The 17,634-nt window shown below is 71.7% G+C and carries 19 protein-coding genes; 9 read left to right on the top strand and 10 right to left on the bottom strand.

The features are described 5' to 3' along the window. Positions 1–33: 33 nt before the first annotated feature. Complete coding sequence (locus tag FLV34_RS11330) at positions 34–972, top strand: LysR family transcriptional regulator (protein WP_142649435.1); 939 nt, start codon at positions 34–36, stop codon at positions 970–972. Positions 973–979: 7 nt separating this feature from the next. On the opposite strand, the gene FLV34_RS11325 is transcribed toward FLV34_RS11330, so the two are convergent. Next, the gene (locus tag FLV34_RS11325; protein WP_142649436.1) at positions 980–1,627 is read right to left on the bottom strand and encodes a DsbA family protein; all 648 of its coding nucleotides are present in this window, start codon (positions 1,625–1,627) and stop codon (positions 980–982) included. Between the two features lie 163 nt (positions 1,628–1,790). Here FLV34_RS11325 and FLV34_RS11320 point away from each other — a divergent pair, with 163 nt between their 5' ends. Further along, positions 1,791–2,567 carry an isocitrate lyase/phosphoenolpyruvate mutase family protein gene (locus FLV34_RS11320; RefSeq protein WP_147943033.1) on the top strand — a complete coding sequence of 259 codons (777 nt, stop codon included), beginning with the start codon at positions 1,791–1,793 and terminating at the stop codon, positions 2,565–2,567. Positions 2,568–2,581: 14 nt separating this feature from the next. Here FLV34_RS11320 and FLV34_RS11315 read toward each other — a convergent pair whose 3' ends face one another. After that, on the bottom strand, positions 2,582–3,016 hold the full coding sequence (locus FLV34_RS11315) for a TIGR03668 family PPOX class F420-dependent oxidoreductase (RefSeq protein ID WP_142649438.1): 435 nt from the start codon (positions 3,014–3,016) through the stop codon (positions 2,582–2,584). Between the two features lie 71 nt (positions 3,017–3,087). Between FLV34_RS11315 and FLV34_RS11310 the strand changes: the two genes are divergently transcribed. After that, positions 3,088–3,507 (top strand): ClpX C4-type zinc finger protein, encoded by a 420-nt coding sequence (locus FLV34_RS11310; protein ID WP_168066194.1) that lies wholly within the window; start codon positions 3,088–3,090, stop codon positions 3,505–3,507. Between the two features lie 9 nt (positions 3,508–3,516). On the opposite strand, the gene kynU is transcribed toward FLV34_RS11310, so the two are convergent. Beyond that, the gene (gene kynU / locus FLV34_RS11305) at positions 3,517–4,755 is read right to left on the bottom strand and encodes a kynureninase (RefSeq protein ID WP_142649440.1); all 1,239 of its coding nucleotides are present in this window, start codon (positions 4,753–4,755) and stop codon (positions 3,517–3,519) included. Between the two features lie 262 nt (positions 4,756–5,017). Here kynU and FLV34_RS11300 point away from each other — a divergent pair, with 262 nt between their 5' ends. Together FLV34_RS11300 and FLV34_RS11295 are read left to right on the top strand one after the other, a co-directional pair. Then, entirely contained in the window at positions 5,018–5,773 is a 756-nt protein-coding gene (locus FLV34_RS11300; RefSeq protein ID WP_142649441.1) for a GntR family transcriptional regulator, read from the top strand. A 124-nt stretch (positions 5,774–5,897) separates the two neighbouring features. After that, on the top strand, positions 5,898–6,110 hold the full coding sequence (locus FLV34_RS11295) for a hypothetical protein (RefSeq protein WP_079314365.1): 213 nt from the start codon (positions 5,898–5,900) through the stop codon (positions 6,108–6,110). A gap of 101 nt (positions 6,111–6,211) precedes the next feature. Here FLV34_RS11295 and FLV34_RS40355 read toward each other — a convergent pair whose 3' ends face one another. Further along, complete coding sequence (locus tag FLV34_RS40355; RefSeq protein WP_187280606.1) at positions 6,212–7,405, bottom strand: hypothetical protein; 1,194 nt, start codon at positions 7,403–7,405, stop codon at positions 6,212–6,214. Positions 7,406–7,559: 154 nt separating this feature from the next. On the opposite strand from FLV34_RS40355, the gene FLV34_RS11285 reads away from it, so the two are divergent. After that, a complete protein-coding gene (locus FLV34_RS11285) occupies positions 7,560–8,090 on the top strand; it encodes a gamma carbonic anhydrase family protein (protein ID WP_142649442.1) in 531 nt (176 codons plus the stop codon). Here the strand turns inward: FLV34_RS11285 and FLV34_RS11280 are convergent. Together FLV34_RS11280 and FLV34_RS11275 are read right to left on the bottom strand one after the other, a co-directional pair. Then, the gene (locus tag FLV34_RS11280) at positions 7,996–8,955 is read right to left on the bottom strand and encodes an endonuclease/exonuclease/phosphatase family protein (protein WP_222709471.1); all 960 of its coding nucleotides are present in this window, start codon (positions 8,953–8,955) and stop codon (positions 7,996–7,998) included. The two genes, FLV34_RS11285 and FLV34_RS11280, sit on opposite strands and share 95 nt — an antisense overlap. A 47-nt stretch (positions 8,956–9,002) precedes the next feature. Then, positions 9,003–10,247, bottom strand: coding sequence for a mannosyltransferase family protein (locus tag FLV34_RS11275; RefSeq protein ID WP_142649444.1), 1,245 nt, complete (start codon positions 10,245–10,247; stop codon positions 9,003–9,005). A 338-nt stretch (positions 10,248–10,585) separates the two neighbouring features. Between FLV34_RS11275 and FLV34_RS11270 the strand changes: the two genes are divergently transcribed. After that, positions 10,586–12,034 (top strand): hypothetical protein, encoded by a 1,449-nt coding sequence (locus tag FLV34_RS11270; RefSeq protein WP_187280605.1) that lies wholly within the window; start codon positions 10,586–10,588, stop codon positions 12,032–12,034. 803 nt (positions 12,035–12,837) lie between these two features. Here FLV34_RS11270 and FLV34_RS11265 read toward each other — a convergent pair. Beyond that, positions 12,838–13,119 (bottom strand): metal-sensitive transcriptional regulator, encoded by a 282-nt coding sequence (locus FLV34_RS11265; protein ID WP_142649445.1) that lies wholly within the window; start codon positions 13,117–13,119, stop codon positions 12,838–12,840. Between the two features lie 75 nt (positions 13,120–13,194). On the opposite strand from FLV34_RS11265, the gene FLV34_RS11260 reads away from it, so the two are divergent. Both FLV34_RS11260 and FLV34_RS11255 read left to right on the top strand, forming a co-directional pair. Continuing rightward, positions 13,195–14,271, top strand: a complete 1,077-nt coding sequence (locus tag FLV34_RS11260) for a PP2C family protein-serine/threonine phosphatase (RefSeq protein WP_205830594.1) — start codon at positions 13,195–13,197, stop codon at positions 14,269–14,271. A 109-nt stretch (positions 14,272–14,380) separates the two neighbouring features. Further along, positions 14,381–14,773 carry an STAS domain-containing protein gene (locus FLV34_RS11255; RefSeq protein WP_221889957.1) on the top strand — a complete coding sequence of 131 codons (393 nt, stop codon included), beginning with the start codon at positions 14,381–14,383 and terminating at the stop codon, positions 14,771–14,773. Here the strand turns inward: FLV34_RS11255 and FLV34_RS11250 are convergent. The 3 genes from FLV34_RS11250 to FLV34_RS11240 form a co-directional block, all read right to left on the bottom strand. Beyond that, positions 14,685–15,248 (bottom strand): hypothetical protein, encoded by a 564-nt coding sequence (locus FLV34_RS11250; protein WP_142649447.1) that lies wholly within the window; start codon positions 15,246–15,248, stop codon positions 14,685–14,687. The two genes, FLV34_RS11255 and FLV34_RS11250, sit on opposite strands and share 89 nt — an antisense overlap. Positions 15,249–15,397: 149 nt before the next feature. Beyond that, on the bottom strand, positions 15,398–16,477 hold the full coding sequence (locus FLV34_RS11245; RefSeq protein WP_142649448.1) for a glycosyltransferase: 1,080 nt from the start codon (positions 16,475–16,477) through the stop codon (positions 15,398–15,400). Next, positions 16,474–17,358, bottom strand: coding sequence for a hypothetical protein (locus FLV34_RS11240; RefSeq protein ID WP_142649449.1), 885 nt, complete (start codon positions 17,356–17,358; stop codon positions 16,474–16,476). The genes FLV34_RS11245 and FLV34_RS11240 overlap by 4 nt, the downstream gene beginning before the upstream one ends. Between the last annotated feature and the right edge of the window lie 276 nt (positions 17,359–17,634).

The raw sequence follows: 17,634 nt of genomic DNA, 5'->3' as shown, positions 1-17,634 counted from the left end.
CACATTTGGCGAGGCGGTGTTAAGCATTGCTTCATGCATGACGTGACGCGGCTGGCGGCGCTGGTGGCGGTCGCCGAAGCCGGTTCGATCACCCGGGCGGCGGCCCGCCTCGGTTACACGCCGCCCGCGCTGTCGCAGCAGATCGCCAAGCTGGAGCGGGAGGCGGGAGCCGCACTCGTGATCCGGCACCGCCGCGGCGCCACCCTCACGGCGGCGGGCGAGCTGCTGGTGGAGCACGCCCGGCGGGTGCTCGACGAGCTCGAACGGGCCCGCCACGGCCTGTCCGCGCTCGCCGGCCTGTCCGGCGGGCACATCACGATCGGCACCTTCACAACCGCAGGCATCCACCTGTTACCACCGGTGCTCGCGGCGTTCCGGCGGGCTCACCCCGCCGTGGAGGTGAATGTGAAGGAGTACGAACCGCCGTCGGGGCTGCCCGCGCTGGCCACCGGCGAGGCGGATCTCGTGCTCACCCACACCTACGAGCATCAGCCCGACCCCGCACTCCCCTCGGGGGTCACCGTCGAGGCGCTGCTGGTGGAGGAGCTGGTGCTGGTGGCCGCCCCCGGGCACGCGCTCACCGATCCGGCCGAGCCGCTGCCGTGGCCCGAGCTCGCCGGGCGACCGCTGATCAGCGGCTCCCGCGGGCTGGCCAACCGGGAGGCGCTCGAGGCGCTGTTTCGCCGCGAGGGGCTGGCGCCGCCCGTCGTGGCGTACGAGACGGGCAACTACGGCATGTCCTGCGCCCTCGCCAGCGGGGGCATGGGCCTCGCCCTCGTGCCGAGGACCGTGGCCGACCTGGCGGAAAACCCCCTCAGCGTACGGCGGCTCGCCCCGCCGGGCCTGCACCGGACGATCAGCCTGGCCTGGCGGTCCGACGACAGGTCTCCGGCGCTGGCGACCATGCGTTCGCTGTTCAGGAACACCGGCAAGACGACACCCCGGCGGCCCCACGAGGAGCCGCCGAGGTGAGGAGCGCTCAGTCGAACTCGGGGTCGGTGGTGCGGCTGCGCTTCATCTCGTAGAAGTACGGGAACTTCGCCATGGCCAGGGCGCCGTCGAAGATGCGGACGGCCTCCTCACCGCGCGGAATGCGGGTCATGACCGGGCCGAAGAACGCCACACCGTCGATGTGGATCGTGGGCGTGCCCACCTCGTCGCCGACCGGGTCCATGCCCTCGTGGTGCATGCGGCGCAGTGCCTCGTCGTACTCGTCGGTGCCGGCGGCGTCGGCCAGCTCGACCGGCAGGCCGACCTCGGCGAGCGCCTCCTTGGCGACGACTCCGTAGTCCTTGTTGTCCTGGTTGTGAATGCGGGTGCCCATCGCGGTGTAGAGGTCGCGCAGCACGCCCTCGCCGTGCTGCTGCGCGGCGGCGATGCACACGCGGACCGGGCCGCGCCACCGGGGCACCGCCTCGCGGTAGAAGTCGGACAGGTCCTCCTTGCCCTCGTTGAGCACGGAAAGACTCATCACCCGGAACCGCAGGTCGATATCGCGCTGCTTCTCGACCTCCAGAATCCACCGCGACGTGACCCACGCGAAGGGGCAGACGGGGTCGAAGTAGAAGTCCACTCGGGGACGGCTGCCCGCTCCGGCCTGGTCGGCGGCGCTGTCGATGTCGCTCATGAAAACACTCCTGACGAACGGGGTGGGGGGGCCGGTTTCGCGAGCGTATCCAATGACGGGAAGGCGACGACACCGGTCTCGACCCCTTAAAGCACGACCGGCTTCCCCCTATTTCCGGGCAGCCGGTGGCGTTCCCGCCCACCCTGCTCTCTAGGGTGGTTTCGTGACCGAGTTGCAGAAGAACGCGGCCGCCCTGCGGGCGCTGCACGTGCCCGGCGACCCCGTCGTGCTGCCCAACGCCTGGGACGCCGCGTCGGCACGCGCCGTCGAGGCGGCCGGGTTCCCCGCCGTCGCCACCGGTAGCGCCGCCGTCGCCGCAGTCCTGGGCTACGAGGACGGGCACGACGCTCCCGCCGACGAGATGTTCGCGGCCGTGGCCCGCATCAGCCGGGTCGTGACCGTCCCCGTCACCGCCGACGTGGAGCGCGGCTACGGCCTGAAGCCCGCCGAGCTCGTCGAACGGCTGGCCGCCGCGGGCGCCGCGGGCTGCAACCTGGAGGACTCCGACCCGGCGACCGGCGCGTTGATCGACGCCGCCGAGCAGGCGGACTTCCTGGCCGCCGTGCGGGCGGCGGCGGACGAGGCCGGCACCGGCCTGGTGATCAACGCCCGCGCGGACACCTTCATCCACGGCTCCGGAACCCCGGACGAGAGGCTCGCGGCGGCGATCGACCGGGGCCGCCGCTACCTCGCGGCCGGCGCCGACTGCGTCTATCCGATCCTCGCGGGCGATCCCGAGGTGATCGGCGCGCTCGCCCGGGAGATCGGCGGCCCGGTCAACGTGCTCATGCGGCCGGGCGTGCCGTCCATCCGCGACCTCGCCGCCCTCGGCGTGGCCAGGATCAGCTTCGGCCCCGGCATCCACCGGGCGACCCAGGCGCTCACCACCCGCATGCTGGACGCCATCGCCCGGGGAGACGACCCCTTCCCGTCCGCCTGACCACGCCGGCCCGCCTACGGCTCGCCGTACGACCAGCCCGACCAGCGCTCGACCCGGACGAGGATCGCGGGCCCGGCCGGGGGCCGATCGCGATACTGGGCGTACTTGCGCACCAGCCACGCCACGGCCCGCTCGCGTTCGTCGCCGCCCTCCACGACGCGGGCGTGCCCGTCGGCGCGCACCCACCACAGCCGTTCCCAGTCGTCCTCGTAGTGGTCGGCCAGCAGGCAGACGCGGGGATTGCCGCGGATGTCGCGCAGCCGTCGCAGGTCGGTGGTGGTCTTCGGCTTGTGGTCCACCGCCGTCACCACGGTGCCCTTCTCGCCGTCCGGCAGCACGGCGAACGTGACCGGGACGAGCCGCGGCGCGCCCCCGGCCCCGACGGTCGCGAGGCGGGCCACCCGGGCCTGCTCGAACAGCTCCCTGGCCCGCTCCTCGGGCACTCTCACCTGGCCAGCCTACGCACGGTGAACACGTACGTCGCTTGATCGTTTTTATGCGGCGGCCTATGGTGTCGGCCATGGAGGCATCTGAGTTACTCGAGCGGGCCCGCTCGCGCGCATCCGACCCCGAAGACCCTCTGGAAATCCTGTCCGCCGCGATCACCCTGTGCCGGGACCTGTCCGGCGAACCGGGTGGCGAGGTGGACGCCCTGCTCGATCTCGCGGTGTGCCGGGCCCGCGAGGCCGGCGCGTCCTGGACCGCCATCGGTGAGCGGTTCGGGTTCATCAGGCGAAGCTCGCGCAGGCGTTTCACGCCCGCCTTCGCCCACCGGCACCTGGTCAACCGCCGTATGAAGCGCGACGCCGCCTGCTCCTTCTGCCGCAGGCCGCCGGGTCCGCGCGTCCACATGGTCCACGGCGAGGGCGGGCGCATCTGCGACCGCTGCGTGGCACTGGCCGGAAACATCGTCGCCGGGCTGGCCCGCCGCGGCCGCTGACACACCCCGTCAGGTGACGGTGAGCCGCCGCGCGTAGCGCTCGTCCCGCCACAGCTCCTCGCGGAGCACCTCCGCCAGCGTCGTCGCCGCGTCGTGCACGTCGGCATAGCGCAGGTAGAGCGGGGCGAAGCCGAACCGGACGAAGTCCGGCTCGCGGTAGTCGCCCACCACCCCACGGTCCGCGAGCGCGCGCACCACGGGATAACCCTGCGGGTGACGGTAGCTGACCTGGCTTCCCCGCCGCTCCGGGTCGCGCGGGGAGGCCAGGGCGAGCCCGAGCCCCGGGTCCACGAGATCGTCCAGCAGGTCGATGAACAGCGAGGTCAGGGCCACGCTCTTGGCTCTGACCTCGTCCAGGTCCACCCGCTCCCAGATGTCGAGCGACGCGTTCAGCGCGGCGTACGACAGGATCGGCGGGCTGCCGGTGGCGAAACGCCGCACACCGGGCGCGGGGCGATAGTGCGGTTCGAAGTCGAACGGCGCGGCGTGCCCGTGCCACCCCGACAGCACGTTCTGGACGGCGTCCTGGTGACGCGGCGCGACGTAGAGGTACGCGGGGGCGCCGGGTCCTCCGTTGAGGTACTTGTAGGTGCAGCCGACGGCGAAGTCGGCCTCGCCCACCCGCACGGGCAGCGCCCCGGCGCTGTGGCACAGGTCCCAGACCATGAGCGCGCCGGCCGCCCGCACCAGCTCCGTCACCGCCGTCATGTCCCTGGCCGCGCCGGTCCGGTAGTCCACGTGCGACAGCAGCACGAGCGCCACGTCGTCGCCGAGGGCGTCCTCCAGCGAAGGGCCGCCCTCGCCGATGTCCCGGATCTCGTACGCGCCGAGCGCCCGGGCGGCGCCCTCCACGACGTACCGGTCCGTGGGGAAGTTGTCGAGGTCGGAGACGATCACGTGGCGGCCGGGCCGCAGCGGGAGGGCGGCCGTGACCACCTTGAAGATGTTCACCGAGGTCGAGTCGCCCGCCAGCACGTCGCCGGGACGCGCTCCGATCAGGGGCGCGATGCGGTCGCCGGTGCTCTGCGGCATGTCCCACCAGCCGGCCGTGTTCCAGCTCGCCCCGAGATGCACCCCCCACTCGGTCTCGACCGTGTGCGCCACCCGCTCCGGTGTACGCCTCGGCAGCGCGCCGAGCGAGTTGCCCAGCAGATAGACGACCCCGGGAGGCAGCGAGAACTCGTCCCGGAACTCCCGGAGCGGGTCCTTGGCGTCGAGGTCCTGGCATTCGGCCCGGCTGAGTACCATCGGCAACTCCTTCGTCACCGCATTATGTACCGAAATATCCGATCTTGTCGTAGTCATGATGACGGAGCGTTCCCGGCACCGGCAATAGCGGAAGGGACCGTTCCATGGATGCGGACGGCTATAACCCCCAGAGATCGCCACACCGGCACGATCAGCCAAAAGTAAGCACAAGACGCACCCAAGACTCTGTGCGATCGTGGACAAGACGGGGCAAGTTCTCTGGAGACGCCAAACCCCCGTTGGTGACAGAGGGTGATCAAACGTGACGGAGTCCCCGTCGGTGCATCACGAGTCCCCGATCTATCGCCGCATCGCCGACCGGCTGCGCGATCAGATCCTGTCCGGAGCGCTCGGTGACGGCGACCGGCTACCGGGCGAGAACGCACTCATGAAGGAGCACGGCATCGCCCGGGCCACGGCACGGCAGGCGCTCGCCGTGCTCATCAACGAAGGGCTCGCCGTGCCGAAGCGGGGATCGGGCGTCTACGTGCGGCTGTTCCGCCCTATCCGCCGCCACGGGTCGCGCCGGCTCTCCCGGGAGCAGTGGGCCCAGGGCCTGGCCATCTGGGACTCCGACACCCGTGGCCGGTCGTACGTCGTGGACGAGGTGACGATCCTGCGCGAACCGGCGAACGAGCAGGTCGCCCGCGTGCTCGGCACCGGCGAGGTATGGGTGCGCCGCCGCCGCTACTCGGTGGACGGCCGTCCGGTGCAGCTCGCGGCCTCCCACTTTCCCGCCGATCTCGTGGAGGGCACGGCCGTCGTCCTGCCCGACACGGGCCCGGGCGGGGTGTACGCCCGGCTTGGCGAGCTCGGCCGGCCTCCCGTCCACTTCAGCGAGGAGGTGCGGGCCCGGATGCCGCTGCCCGGGGAGGCCGAGTCGCTGAACCTCCCGGCCGGCACACCGGTGATCGCCGTCACCCGGGTCGCCTTCGCGGAGGGAGGCGTGCCCGTCGAGGTCAACGAGATGATCCTGGACGCGGCGTCGTATGTACTCCAGTACGACTTCGACGCCTAGGTCAAGAGGCAACGTTGACCTGTCTGTACCGATCATTGATTTCTCTAGAGATGTCCCGCACCTTGAGGTGGAGAGGTCAAGAGCACTAAGAGCACCCGGGCATGAGGCGAGGGAAGGTGTACGGATGTCCTTGGACCGACGCCTCGCCGAGATAGCCCGGGAGTTTCCGGAGTGGACGATCTGGCGGAGCGACGCGGGCCGGTGGTGGGCGACCCGGCACCACCCGCTCACCTCCGCGCAGCGGACGGCGGGATGCGCGATGACCATCGACGCCGACGAGCCCGACGGGCTGCGTGAGCTGCTGCGCGAACAGGAGGCGCGCGCCGCCGATCCATGAGCGCGGAAGCCCCCGACCCGATCGGGGGCGGGGGCTTCCGCTACCAGTCCGCTATCAGTCCTCACCCGCGTCACCGCAGCCGGGCCGGGCTCACGTCGCGCTTACTGACCGGCGACCGACTCGCCGTTCGGCGTGGCGCGGCGCACCCGGCCGAGGTTGACGTCGGTGTCCTCGGGCGACGACGGCATGCCGTGCCCGTTCTCGTGGTGCCCGTCGTGACCGTTGGCGTGGCGTCCGTCGTCCACGATCAGGACCGCGTCGTCCTCGTCGCCGTCCATCTGCCCCTCACCGGCGGCGGCGTCATGTGCCTCGGGCCCGGACGGCACGGCCTCCAGGGCCTGCTGCGGGTCATCGACCGGCGCGTGCGGCTGCTGCCCGTGCGCCTGCCCGTGCGCCTGGTCGTGCGGCTGCTGCTCGTGCGGCTGATCGGGCCGGTGCTGGTCGTGTCGCTGGTCGGGCGCGCCCGCGGGGATGGCGTGCACCTGCGGCGGGGGCGGCAGCACGGCGGCCTCGTCGATCAGCGGTCCCGCCGCGCTCTCGCGGTGCATCAGGTCGCCGAGCACCGAGCCGATCTCGTTGAGCCGGCGCACGACCTCCGCGTGGGTGTCGGTGAGGTAGGCCACCCGGCGGCCGGTGTGCTCGTCCAGCGCGTTCACCCGCTGCTGCGCCGCCGCCAGCATGGCCTCGGCCTGCCCGCGCGCCTCGGCGAGCAGCCGCTCCGCCTCCATCCGGGCGGCGGTGAGCTGCCGCTCCCCCTCCGCGCGGGCGGTGCGCAGCGTCTCCTCCGCCTCCGCACGGGCCGAGCCCAGCGTCTGCTCCGCCTCCGCGCCCGCCTGCGCCAGCAGCCGCTCCGACGTGGCGCTGGCGTCGGCGACACGGCGCTCGGCCTCCTCCTGCGCGGCGGCCCTGATCGCGTCGGCCTGCTCACGGGCCGACGTCACCAGCCGCTCGGCCTCGGCCATCGAGCTCTCGCGTACTCGCCTGGCCTCCGCCTCGGACGCCTCCTTGTTGGCCGCCGCCTCCTCCTGCGCCAGCTTGAGTATCTGGCTCAGCCGCTCCCCCAGCTCGTCGGGGTTCTGCGGCGACTCCGCCATCCTCCGCCGCGCGTCGGCCAGCTCCAGGCGGGTCTGCTCCGCCTGGTCGATCGTGCGGGCGAGCCGTTCCTCCAGGTCCCGGATCTGGTTGCGGGTCCGGACCATGTAGTCGTGGACCTGCCTGCGGCTGTAGCCGCGCATCACGACTTCGAAGGAGTCGTCACTCATCAGGTCGGGGAAGTTGTCGGTCTGATTCGTCATGAGAAACCCTGGGGTTGGAGATAACGACGGTAAACGCAGCCAGGACACGACTTTCCTGCTATCCGTCGCACATCGCAACCTGAACGCCCCGAGCGGTCAGCGAAACCGGGACACACGCCGGGCCCGGCCCGAGGGCCCGTGGAATCATAAGCCCATGCCGTACATCGCCGACCTGGACGACGACGCCACACCGATCATCCACCCCGAGGCGTGGGTGGCCCCGGGGGCGGTGATCGTCGGGAGGGTGCGGCTCGGACGCGGCGCGAACGTCTGGTACGGCTCGGTGCTGCGCGGCGACGACGAACGCATCGAGGTCGGCGACGAGGTCAACATCCAGGACCTGTGCTGCCTGCACGCCGATCCCGGGGAGCCCGCGATCCTGGAAGACCGGGTGAGCCTCGGTCACCGGGCGATGGTGCACGGCGCGCACGTCGAGACCGGCGCGCTGGTGGGCATCGGTGCGGTCGTGCTCGGCGGGGCGGTCGTCGGGGCCGGGTCCCTGATCGCGGCGGGGGCCGTCGTGCCGCCCGGCCGCCGCATCCCGGCGGGCGTGCTGGTCGCGGGCGTCCCGGGAAAGGTCGTCCGCGAGCTCACCGACGACGACCGCGCCTCCTTCGCTCGGACGCCGGATAACTACCTCGCCAAGGCCCGCCGTCACGCCGCGGCCTCGGTTCGGTCCCGATGAGCGTGCCGGTCAGCGCCAGGTGGTCCGACAGCTCCGGGTCGGTCCTGACGACCTCGGCGCCGCCCGGACGGTAGTCGGCCTCGCTCGCGAAGATGTAGTCGATCTTCCGGCCGCCGCGTGTGGTGTGCTCGCCGCCCCGGCGCGCGACCCCGCACGGCTCGGCGTCGACCTCGGTGTAGCCGCCCTGGCCGAGACCCATGCCGTACACGTCGGTGAGCTGGTTGTGGCCGGGCTCGCGGTTGAAGTCCCCGGTGAGGATCACCGGGGCGTCCCCGGCGTACGCCGACACCAGATCGACGACCTGACGCGGGGTCTCGGTGTCGGAGATGTGGGTCACGCAGCAGACCGACCGGCGCGGGCCGACCCGGCCGGTGGCGCACAGCAGGCCGCGCGGGTGGATCGTCTCACCCGGTGTGGACGGGGCGTGGTCGGCGCGCAGCAGCCGCCGCAGCGGCGGCGGGCCCTCGATGCCGTTCTTCAGCGCCAGCGCGATGCCGAAGGTCTTGCCGTCCGGCGGGACCGTGTCCGGGGTGAGGTCGCTCCACAGTGTGCGGCACCGGTCTTCGCGGCCCGGCCCGCCGCCCTTCGCGTAGCCGTACCAGACCAGCCGATAGCCGGGCAGCGCACGCTTGAGCAGGCCCACCTGGGCGTAGCACATCTCGGTGAACGAGGCGACGTCCACGTTCCTCGACCGGATCAGCGCGGAGACCTGACCTGCCCAGGTCTTTCGGCGCTCGGGGGTGAGGTCGCGTACGCAGGTGCCGGCGCTGTTGCCCGCCGCGCAGACGTTGTACGTGAGGACGTTCACCCGATAGGTGTCCGCCGCCGATGGAAGACCGGCCACCACAAGCGCAACAACCGCCACTCCTGCGATAAATACCCCCATACACGGAGAAGCTAGTCAGAGGTGGATCAACCCACCCAGGCACCTGTGGTGAAATTTCCGACATTGATTGCCCAGACGGGCGCGGCCACCGCGAGATAGGCCATCATGACCCAGGGCCTTCGGCTTCCGACGACGCCCACGGAGATGTAGAGCGGCCACCACAGCAGCGACGCCCGGCCCACCGACATGTAGAACGACGACATCGCCAGCAGCGCCACCGCCTGCGGCGCCAGATAGGCGAGATCGGGCCAGTTGCGCCGCACCAGCCGCGCGATGATCAGCAGAACCAGCACGAGCGCCGACAGGATCTCCTCGCGATACGACGTCGCCAGGACGGGCTCGTTGAGCGACCTGTGCCAGGTGTCGATGAAGACGTTCCACGGCAGCTCGGGATAGCGGCCCCAATACTGCGCCTCGGCCGACTTCCAGGCCATCAGGTCGCCCGTACGGTTCCAGAGGTAGATCATGTAGGCCAGCACCGGCACACCGGGCAGCAGCAGCCACGGCGCGTTCCGCCATCCGCGCGGGGCGCGCAGGCCGTCACGTGAGACGAGGAACATCACGAGCAGGCCGAAGGCGAGGAAGAGCCCGGAGATGCGCATCGACGCCGCGAAGGCGGCGCACACGGCGGCGGCCTCCCAGCGGCCCCGCCGGGCCAGCAGCCACGCGGGGATGGCCAGCGCGAGGAACGGCGCCTCCGTGTAGCCGGCCATCAGGAACACCGCGAACGGGCTGAGGAAGAACGCCAGCACGGTCCAGTGGCCGCTGCCCTCCCGGTAGGACTCGCTCAGCCGCGACAGCGCCACCGCCACGACGGCGGTCGCGACGAACGAGATCAGGACGAGGGCGAGCCTCATGTCCGGGATGACCAGGTGCAGCACGCGCAGCAGCAGCGGCAGGCCGGGGAAGAACGCGACGAGCCGCGGCGCGTCGGGGTCGTCCGGCCGGCCGTCGTAGCCGTACTGCGCGATGTCCATGAAGTTGTAGGAGTCGTACCGGTTGAACCGGTCGAGGATCGGGTCCTCCGTGCGGCCCGGCGCCGCGAGGATCAGGTAGATGTACGACGCGACCTGCCAGAAGAACCAGATGAGCAGGGCCGTGCGGTCGGACGACCGCATGAGCCACCACACCGCCCAGCGTTCCCTGCGCGCGTGCGGCCCCGTCTGCTCGCCGGTCGCCGCGCCGCCATAGGTGTCCACGGGCGCCATCTTCTCCGATGCCTCGTCCGCGTCCCGCTCTCGGGCTGCCCCGGCCTCCTGGATCTCCGTCACGAGCACCTATGGAACCCGTCACGGCTGCCCATGCCAAGTGGCGGGCGCTCCCGGAGATACCCTCCAACCCGGGGAAATACGCATATGTCCTGCTCACCGCCTCCCGGCGCGTGAAACTTTCACCGACGGCCTCCGCCCGCCGCTCCTCCACCCCACCGCGCTCCCGCCGCCTCCCGGACCGGGGGGCTACCATCGGATCCAGCGAGGGGACCGCCGGGTTCGTCCCGGCATCGTGTGCCCCGGAGGGCATCGGTCAGGGGCCTGGCCGCCGCCTGCTCCGGCCGCCTCATCCGGGATAAGCGAAAGCCGTCCTCTCCGAGGACGGAGGACACTGCCGCGTGCACTGGGACGGGTTCACCACGATGGAGCGCGACGTGCGCGCCGTCGTCGGCGACCCCCGGTGGACGCTGCTCCCCCCGGTCACCCGCGCGCACACGCTGGCCCAGCGGGCCCTGGTCACCCCCGACGGCGCCCGGTGGCTGTTCGGCGCGCACGCCCGCTGGTATCGCCTCGACCGCGTGGACGGCCGCTGGCACCTGTCCGCTCCCCCGGCCCATCCCGCCGTACGCGCCGCCGCGCGGCCGAGCCCGCCCGGCGTGGCCATCCCGCCCGTGCTGATCCCCACGGGCCCCGACTTCGCGTACGACCGCGGGTCCACCCAGGGGTTCGTCGGCCCGGACGTCCCGCACGAGATCACCGAACGGCTCCGCGCACTGCTGCTCGCCCACCGCGGGCTGCGCCGGGAGGACTTCCCTCTCGACGGCAGCGTCTACCAGCAGGTCTTCGCCCGCGACGTGGCCTCGACCGTGGCCGCCGTGTGGGGCACGATCATGTGGTGCGCCTACGCGCCCGCCTTCGACGGCAACGAGGTCATGCTGTCGATGTTCGGCGAGTTCCTGGCCCGGCCGCTGCCCGGGGACGACTGGGTGCGCTGGCTGCCCATGGGCTCGCTCGACGCGCTCGTGGGCCTCTACGCCGAGCGGATGCGCTCCGGCGCCGGGGAGGCGGGCCTGCGGCTGGCCGGGCTGATGGCCGAGACCGCCACCGTGCTGCGCGCCGACCCCCGGTTCCGCCCGCGCGCCGACGCGCTGATCGCGATGGCCGAGCCGCTGCTCGGCAGCCCCTGGCTGGACCAGCACGCCATGCCCAGTGGCGCCGTACGGCAGGCCTGGCTGGCGCGCTGCCCGCCGCACCTCGTGCCGGCCACGCTCCCCGAATGGGCGCCGGGCGAGCACTTCCGGCACACGCTGTACGACCTGGTGGAGGCCCTGGGCTACACGGCCGCGCGCGGGATGGATCCGCGGGCCGTGGCGGCCTCGCTGCTCGCCGCCGACGTGGCCGGCGTGTGCGGCGTGTCCGAGCCCGCCTGGGCGGCGCCGGGCAGCTCGTACACCGCACAGGTGGTCACCGCGCTCTATCCGTGGATGGACGACGAGCTCCGGCAGGCCCTCTATCTCGCGCTCGCCGAGCCTGCCCATCCGCTGCGGGGCTGCTGGCCGGCCGGCGGTGAGCTGCCGCCGGGGCTGATCCCACCCGATCGGGAGACGGCCGCCGCCCTGCTCGGCTCCGCGTACGCGGCCGGCCTGGCCTGGTGTGCCCTGACCGGCACGCCCGCGCCGTCCGAGGGCTTCGCGGTGTGCTCCGCGGTCGTGAAGTGCTTGATCCACCAGCGGGACGACCCGCGTCCGCAGGAGGCGGCGGATCGGCGCAGGCCCGACCTGGACGAGTCGGGCAGTTGGCTGTTCGAAACCTCCAATTCGGATATTTCGTCCTTACCTCCGCTTTAGCAATCCCTTCCCCCCATCACCGTCTTTTTCATCGAATTGTGATCTCAGTATCGGGGAAATGGTCCCGGAGGGACGAGGGGTGCGGGTCGGAATGGTCACGATGGGCCATGTCGCGGCAGGGTACCCGGACGTAACCTCGTGATGGGTGTGGGCTGCGGAAGGAAGGACGACGCGGTGGGGCACGATGACCTGGACTCTCGGGTCCACGACCGTGTCGCGTTGGACGAAATCGCGCTCTACGCCGAGGTGCTGGAGGCCGTGAACATCACGGAGAACCGACTGACCTTGGAAGAGCTCGACAACGCGCTCGGATTGCGGACTTCGGCGAGCCGCTGAAGGCACTGAGGGCACGGACCGTCCCGGGCATCTGGTGGGCCCGGGACGGTTTGCTCGACCGAAATGACCCGTCCAAGACGGCGGTCAGGGCGCCCAGTGCCGCCATGAGCAGGAGCCCGCTGCAGATGGTCACCGGGATCGGCGTGCCGGGGCGTAGGGGTCCTGGTGACCGGCGTCCTCGTCGTCCGCCCGCTCGTACGGGCGGTCGAAGCCGTCACGAACGGGCAACCGCCAATGGGTCGTCACACCGGCCGTCATCCACCCGCCGTCACGCACCGGCGGTCAGGCACACGGGGTCAGGCACACGGGGTCACGATCAAGCAGGGGCGAACCGACCGCGACGCGCCGGAGCGACACCCTGACGACCCGAAGCCATGACGTGACCCGGAATCATGACGTGACCCGGAATCATGACGTGACCCGGAATCATGACGTGACGACCGGGAGCCATGACCTGCGGGCCGGAATCATGACCTGACGAGCCGGGCGATGGCCGCCGAGGCCTCCTTCACCTTCTCGCTCGCCTCCGGGCCTCCGGTCTTGACGGCGTCGGCGACGCAATGGGCGATGTGGTCCTCCAGCAGCCCGAGCGCCACCGCCTGCAGAGCGCGGGTGGCCGCCGAGACCTGCGTGAGGATGTCGATGCAGTAGACGTCCTCGTCCACCATCCGCTGGAGCCCTCGGATCTGTCCCTCGATCCGGCGCAGGCGGGTGAGATAGGCCTGCTTGTCCCCGCTGTACCCGTGCATCCTTCAACGATACCCATAACCGGTATCGCGCGTCTCCATCCCGAGGGTAGGGCGGGCGGGCGCGGGAATGCATCCATGAACCGGCTCGTGGCGACGCTGGAGTCGCGGATGGGAACCCAGGCTGTCCTCCGTACGCTGCCGTTCGCCGCCATGGCGACGGTGGTGGTGGTCGACCTGCTCGCCGGGCCGTCCCTGGGCCTGCTGCCACTGCTGACCCTCGGGCCCGCGTTCGCCGCGGTGACGGGCGGGCCACGCCACACCGCACTGGCCGGGCTGGTCGCGCTCGTCCTGTCCGCGCCGCTGGCCTACCACGACCACCAGCTCAGTCATCCGCGGATCACCGTGACGCTGGTCGCGATCGTCGGGGTCACCGCGGCCGCCATGCTGGCCAGCCGGCTCCGGGCCGAGGGCCGGCGCAAGCTGGCGGACGTCCGCCTCGTCGCCGAGGCGGCCCAGCGCGTGCTGCTCCACCCGGTGCCCCGCCGCGCGGGCGACCTGCGCATCGCCCTCTCGTACACCTCCGCCGCGGTGGACGCCCGCATCGGCGGGGACCTGTTCGACATCGCCAGAGGGCCGGGCGGCATCCGGCTGATCGTCGCCGACGTGCAGGGCAAGGGGCTGGACGCGGTGGAGACGGCCGCCTCGGTGGTCGGCGCCTTCCGTGAGGCCGCCTACGACGAGCCGACGCTCGCCGACGTCGGCCGGCATCTGGAGGAGCACCTCGCGCGCGGGCTGGGCGGGGAGAAGTTCGTCACCGCCGTGCTCGCGGAGGTGCGCGAGCACGAGATCGCGCTGCTCAACTACGGCCACCCGCCGCCGCTGCTGCTCGGCCGCGACGGCCGTGTCCGGTGGCTCGAACCGACTCAGGAGGCGCCGCCGCTCGGCCTTGTCGCGCTCGCCCACGCCGGACCCGAGCCGTACGGATGCGAGTTCCGCAAGGGCGACGAGATCCTCTTCTACACCGACGGCGTGTACGAGGCACGCGACCGGAACGGGAACTTCTATCCCCTGGGCGACCGGGCGCCTCGCCTGCTGCGCGATCGCGAGCCGCAGGACGCCCTCGACATGCTCGAACGCGACCTGGTCGAGCACGTCGGCGGGCCCGTCCCGGACGACGCCGCCATGCTGCTCGTCCGCAGGGAACGGCCCTGACTGTCCGGCCCCGGCATCATTTGCCATATGCAATCATGGACGCACAGCAGCTCCGGCGGGCCGTGAGGCGACGGCCCGGCGGCAGGGCCAGTGGGCAGGGGCGAGCGCGGTGGAACCGGAAAGGCACGGACAGCCCGGCATCTTCTCCATGCTGACCGTCCTGGACCAGGACGTCGTCGTCATCCGGCTGTTCGGCGAGCTCGACCTGGGCTCCGCCGCCTCACTGCGCACCTGCCTGGCCGAGGCGGTCGGGCTGCGCACACCGCCACGGATCGTGGTCGACGCCGAAGGGCTCAAGTTCTGCGACTCGACCGGGCTGAGCGTCCTCATGGGAGGCCTGAGCGCCGTGAGGGCGGCCGGCGGGCGCCTGGCGCTGAGCGGCGCCCACGGACGCTTCGCCCGGATGCTCCGGATCACCGGCCTCGACACGGAACTGCCGATCCACGACTCCGTCGCCGCCGCCACCGCACATCTCGACCGGCCCGCCGACTGGCCCCGCTGACTGCCCCCTCCCACTGATCCCGCCGACTGGCCCCGCCGAGCAGGCGGGCGGCGGCGCGGTAGCGGTGCAGATCCCACGTGGCGGGCGCGACCGGCACGTCCTCCAGCCACATGACGAGCCGGTCGTCCCCCAGCCGATACATGCGGGGGAGCCGCAGCCCGTCGGGAAGCGGGTGACGGGCGAGGTGGACGTCCGCGTCGGCCCGCCAGGGGAACCGCGCCGACAGGACGGCCCGCATCTGCTCGGGCATGTTCTCGAGCCGGGCCGAGTGCTCGATCGAGTGGATCGACTTGACGAAGAACGACCAGCGCACGCCGCTGGTCGTCGTGCCGCGCACGCGATGGAGCCAGGCCGTCGACACGGCCCCGGAAGCGAGGTGGATGGGCTCGACGTGCTGCTCCGCGATCTCGGCCAGGGGATCGCCGAGGATCTCGCGGACCAGATCCGTCACATCGGTGGCCGGTCTCAGGATCATGGGCCCAGCCTGCCACCCGGAAATCGTCCTCGCATGAGCACGGCCTACTCAACTACGCTCGCGCCCGTGACAGCCTCCTGGCCGTTCGCCTCGCCGCCCTCCTGGACGGGCCGGGGGACAGCACGGGGGCATCCGTCCGCCGACGCTCGTCAGGGGCGGGAGCGCAGGCCGTACATGAGCTCTTCCCAGCGGACGGCGACGGCCGTCGCGGCGTGGGCGGACGCGGTCTCCAGCGCCCCGGCCGCCAGCTTCATGCGGCGGCGTTCGTCGTCGACGAGGGTGAGCAGCGCACAGGCGAGCGGCTCGACGTCGCCGCTCTCCCCCTCCTGGACCAGCACGCTGTCGTGGCCCGGCCGGAGAAACTCGGCGGGCCCGCGCGATCCGTCGAAGCCCACGATCGGCACTCCGCAGCTCAGCGCCTCGATCACGGTCATGCCCAGCACCTCGTGGCGCGCCGGCACGGCGACGATGGACGCCTTGGCGAACTCGCCGGGCAGGTCGGGAGTGGTGCCCATGAAGTACACGTGGTTGTGCAGGTCGAGGTCGCGGACGAGGGCGCGCAGCCGCCGCTCCTCCGGGCCCCCGCCGTACAACCGCAGCCGCCAGTCGGGCCGCTTGTCTGCGACGATCGCGAAGGCCCGCACGAGCTGGTCGTACGACTTGCCGGGCACCAGCCTGCCCCCGGCGCTGACGATCCGGTTGTCCATGCGGGAGCGCGGCCAGGGCGTCGCGGGCAGGGCGTCGGGGATGGCGTGCACCGACAGGTCGTCGTCGAGCAGCCGCGCCCACTCGTCACGCCGGCCGGTCGTGCTCGCCACCACGGCGTCGAGACGGGGATAGAACCGGCGCACCGGGCCGGGCACCGACGGTCTGCTCCACTCCCGCGCGATGCGGACGACGTCTCGTGGCGCATATCGGGCGGCCTGGACGCTCAGCGACGGCCGGGTGGTGACCAGGACGTCGGCCTGCAGGCCCCGCAGCATGCGCCAGAGCGCGACCTCCGTGCGCACCTGTCCCCGGGGCAGCAGGTGATGGACACCCGGCCGGGTGTCCACGAGCCAGCGCAGCGTCACCCGGCGGTCGACCGGGAAGAACGGCGTCTCCCTGGTGCGCCGGATGCTCACCACCTCGACCTCGTGGCGTGCGGCCAGCCCGCCCGCGAGGTTGAGCATCGCCCGCACGTCGCCCCGCATGCCGTACGCCGACGGGAGCAGGAACGCGATTTTCACGCGCCCACCTCCAGCAGCAGCTCGTCGGCGGGCGTGAAGCTGGGCCGGATCTGCACGCCGTCCACGAGCGCGTGGGGATAGTGGACGCGGCGGCGCTTGCCCTCGACGTCGTCGAGCCTCGCGCCCAGCGGCAGCGCGCGGTCGACGCCGTCCACCTCAAGGTAGGGCTCCCAGGAGCCCTGCGAGTCGGGGGTGGCGGCAAGCACGTCGCACAGCGAGAGCGCGGCGTGGAACCGGACCCCCTGGACGGTGGCGGCGAACCGCACGGTCGCGGCCGGATCGTCGTTCCCCGGATCGCCGTGCCCCGGCTCGTTGTCACCGCTGTCACCGAGAACCGCGGCATCGACGTCCGGATCGCCGTGGCCCGAGTGGCTGTGCCGCAGCGCGAGCGTGGCGTGGCGGTGCTGGTCGTCGTCGTCCAGGCCGGTGTAGGCCAGCAGCCCGGTCACCTCGAAGCGCCCCTCGCGGAACCACACCGCGCGGACGTCGGCGACCGGCTCCGCCGGATCGATCTTCAGGGCCAGGAATCCGTTGCGCGTGCGGTAGGCCCGGTAGGCGAGCGTCCGCCGGCCCAGCGCGTACGCGTCGAGACGGTCGAGCGAGAACCCGGGGTCGGCGCTCTGGATGCGGGTGCGGACGCCGCCCCTTTCGAGGTAGGTGTCCCAGCGGCCGGGACCGAGGTCGAGGGGCGCGAGGGAGACCGCGACGCTGGCGTCCCTCGTGCGCCCGCCCGATGCGCCGAGCGGCACCTGCCGTTCCTCACCCGTGCCGCGTTGCCGCAGGACCAGGTGGGTGCCGTCCGCCAGCGACTCGGCGATGGACAGGCGCAGGGAGAGGACGTCCGCCAGGGTGACCTCCGCGTCGATGACGACCACGCCCACCGTCCAGCCCCCTCCCCGTCGATTGAGCCAACGTTGAGGTTACCGTGATTTTCCTGTTATGTGGAGAAAGCCTTTGTCACTCTTCCATGAAACACGGATCATTCCATCGCCTTGACTGGTGTTTTCCACAAAAAGTTCACGATCATGGCAAGGATGCTTTACCCCTGCTTGATGGATTTGATGAGGAGCTGGGCGACGTCCACGACCTCCAGCGACTCCTTGGCCTGACCGGCGTTCTTCTTCTCGTTGATCGCGTCGCCGAGCATCACGAGGCAG

The sequence above is a fragment of the Microbispora sp. CSR-4 genome, assembly GCF_008033685.1.
Classification (GTDB): domain Bacteria; phylum Actinomycetota; class Actinomycetes; order Streptosporangiales; family Streptosporangiaceae; genus Microbispora.
This window is presented reverse-complemented; position numbering and strand designations above follow the sequence as displayed.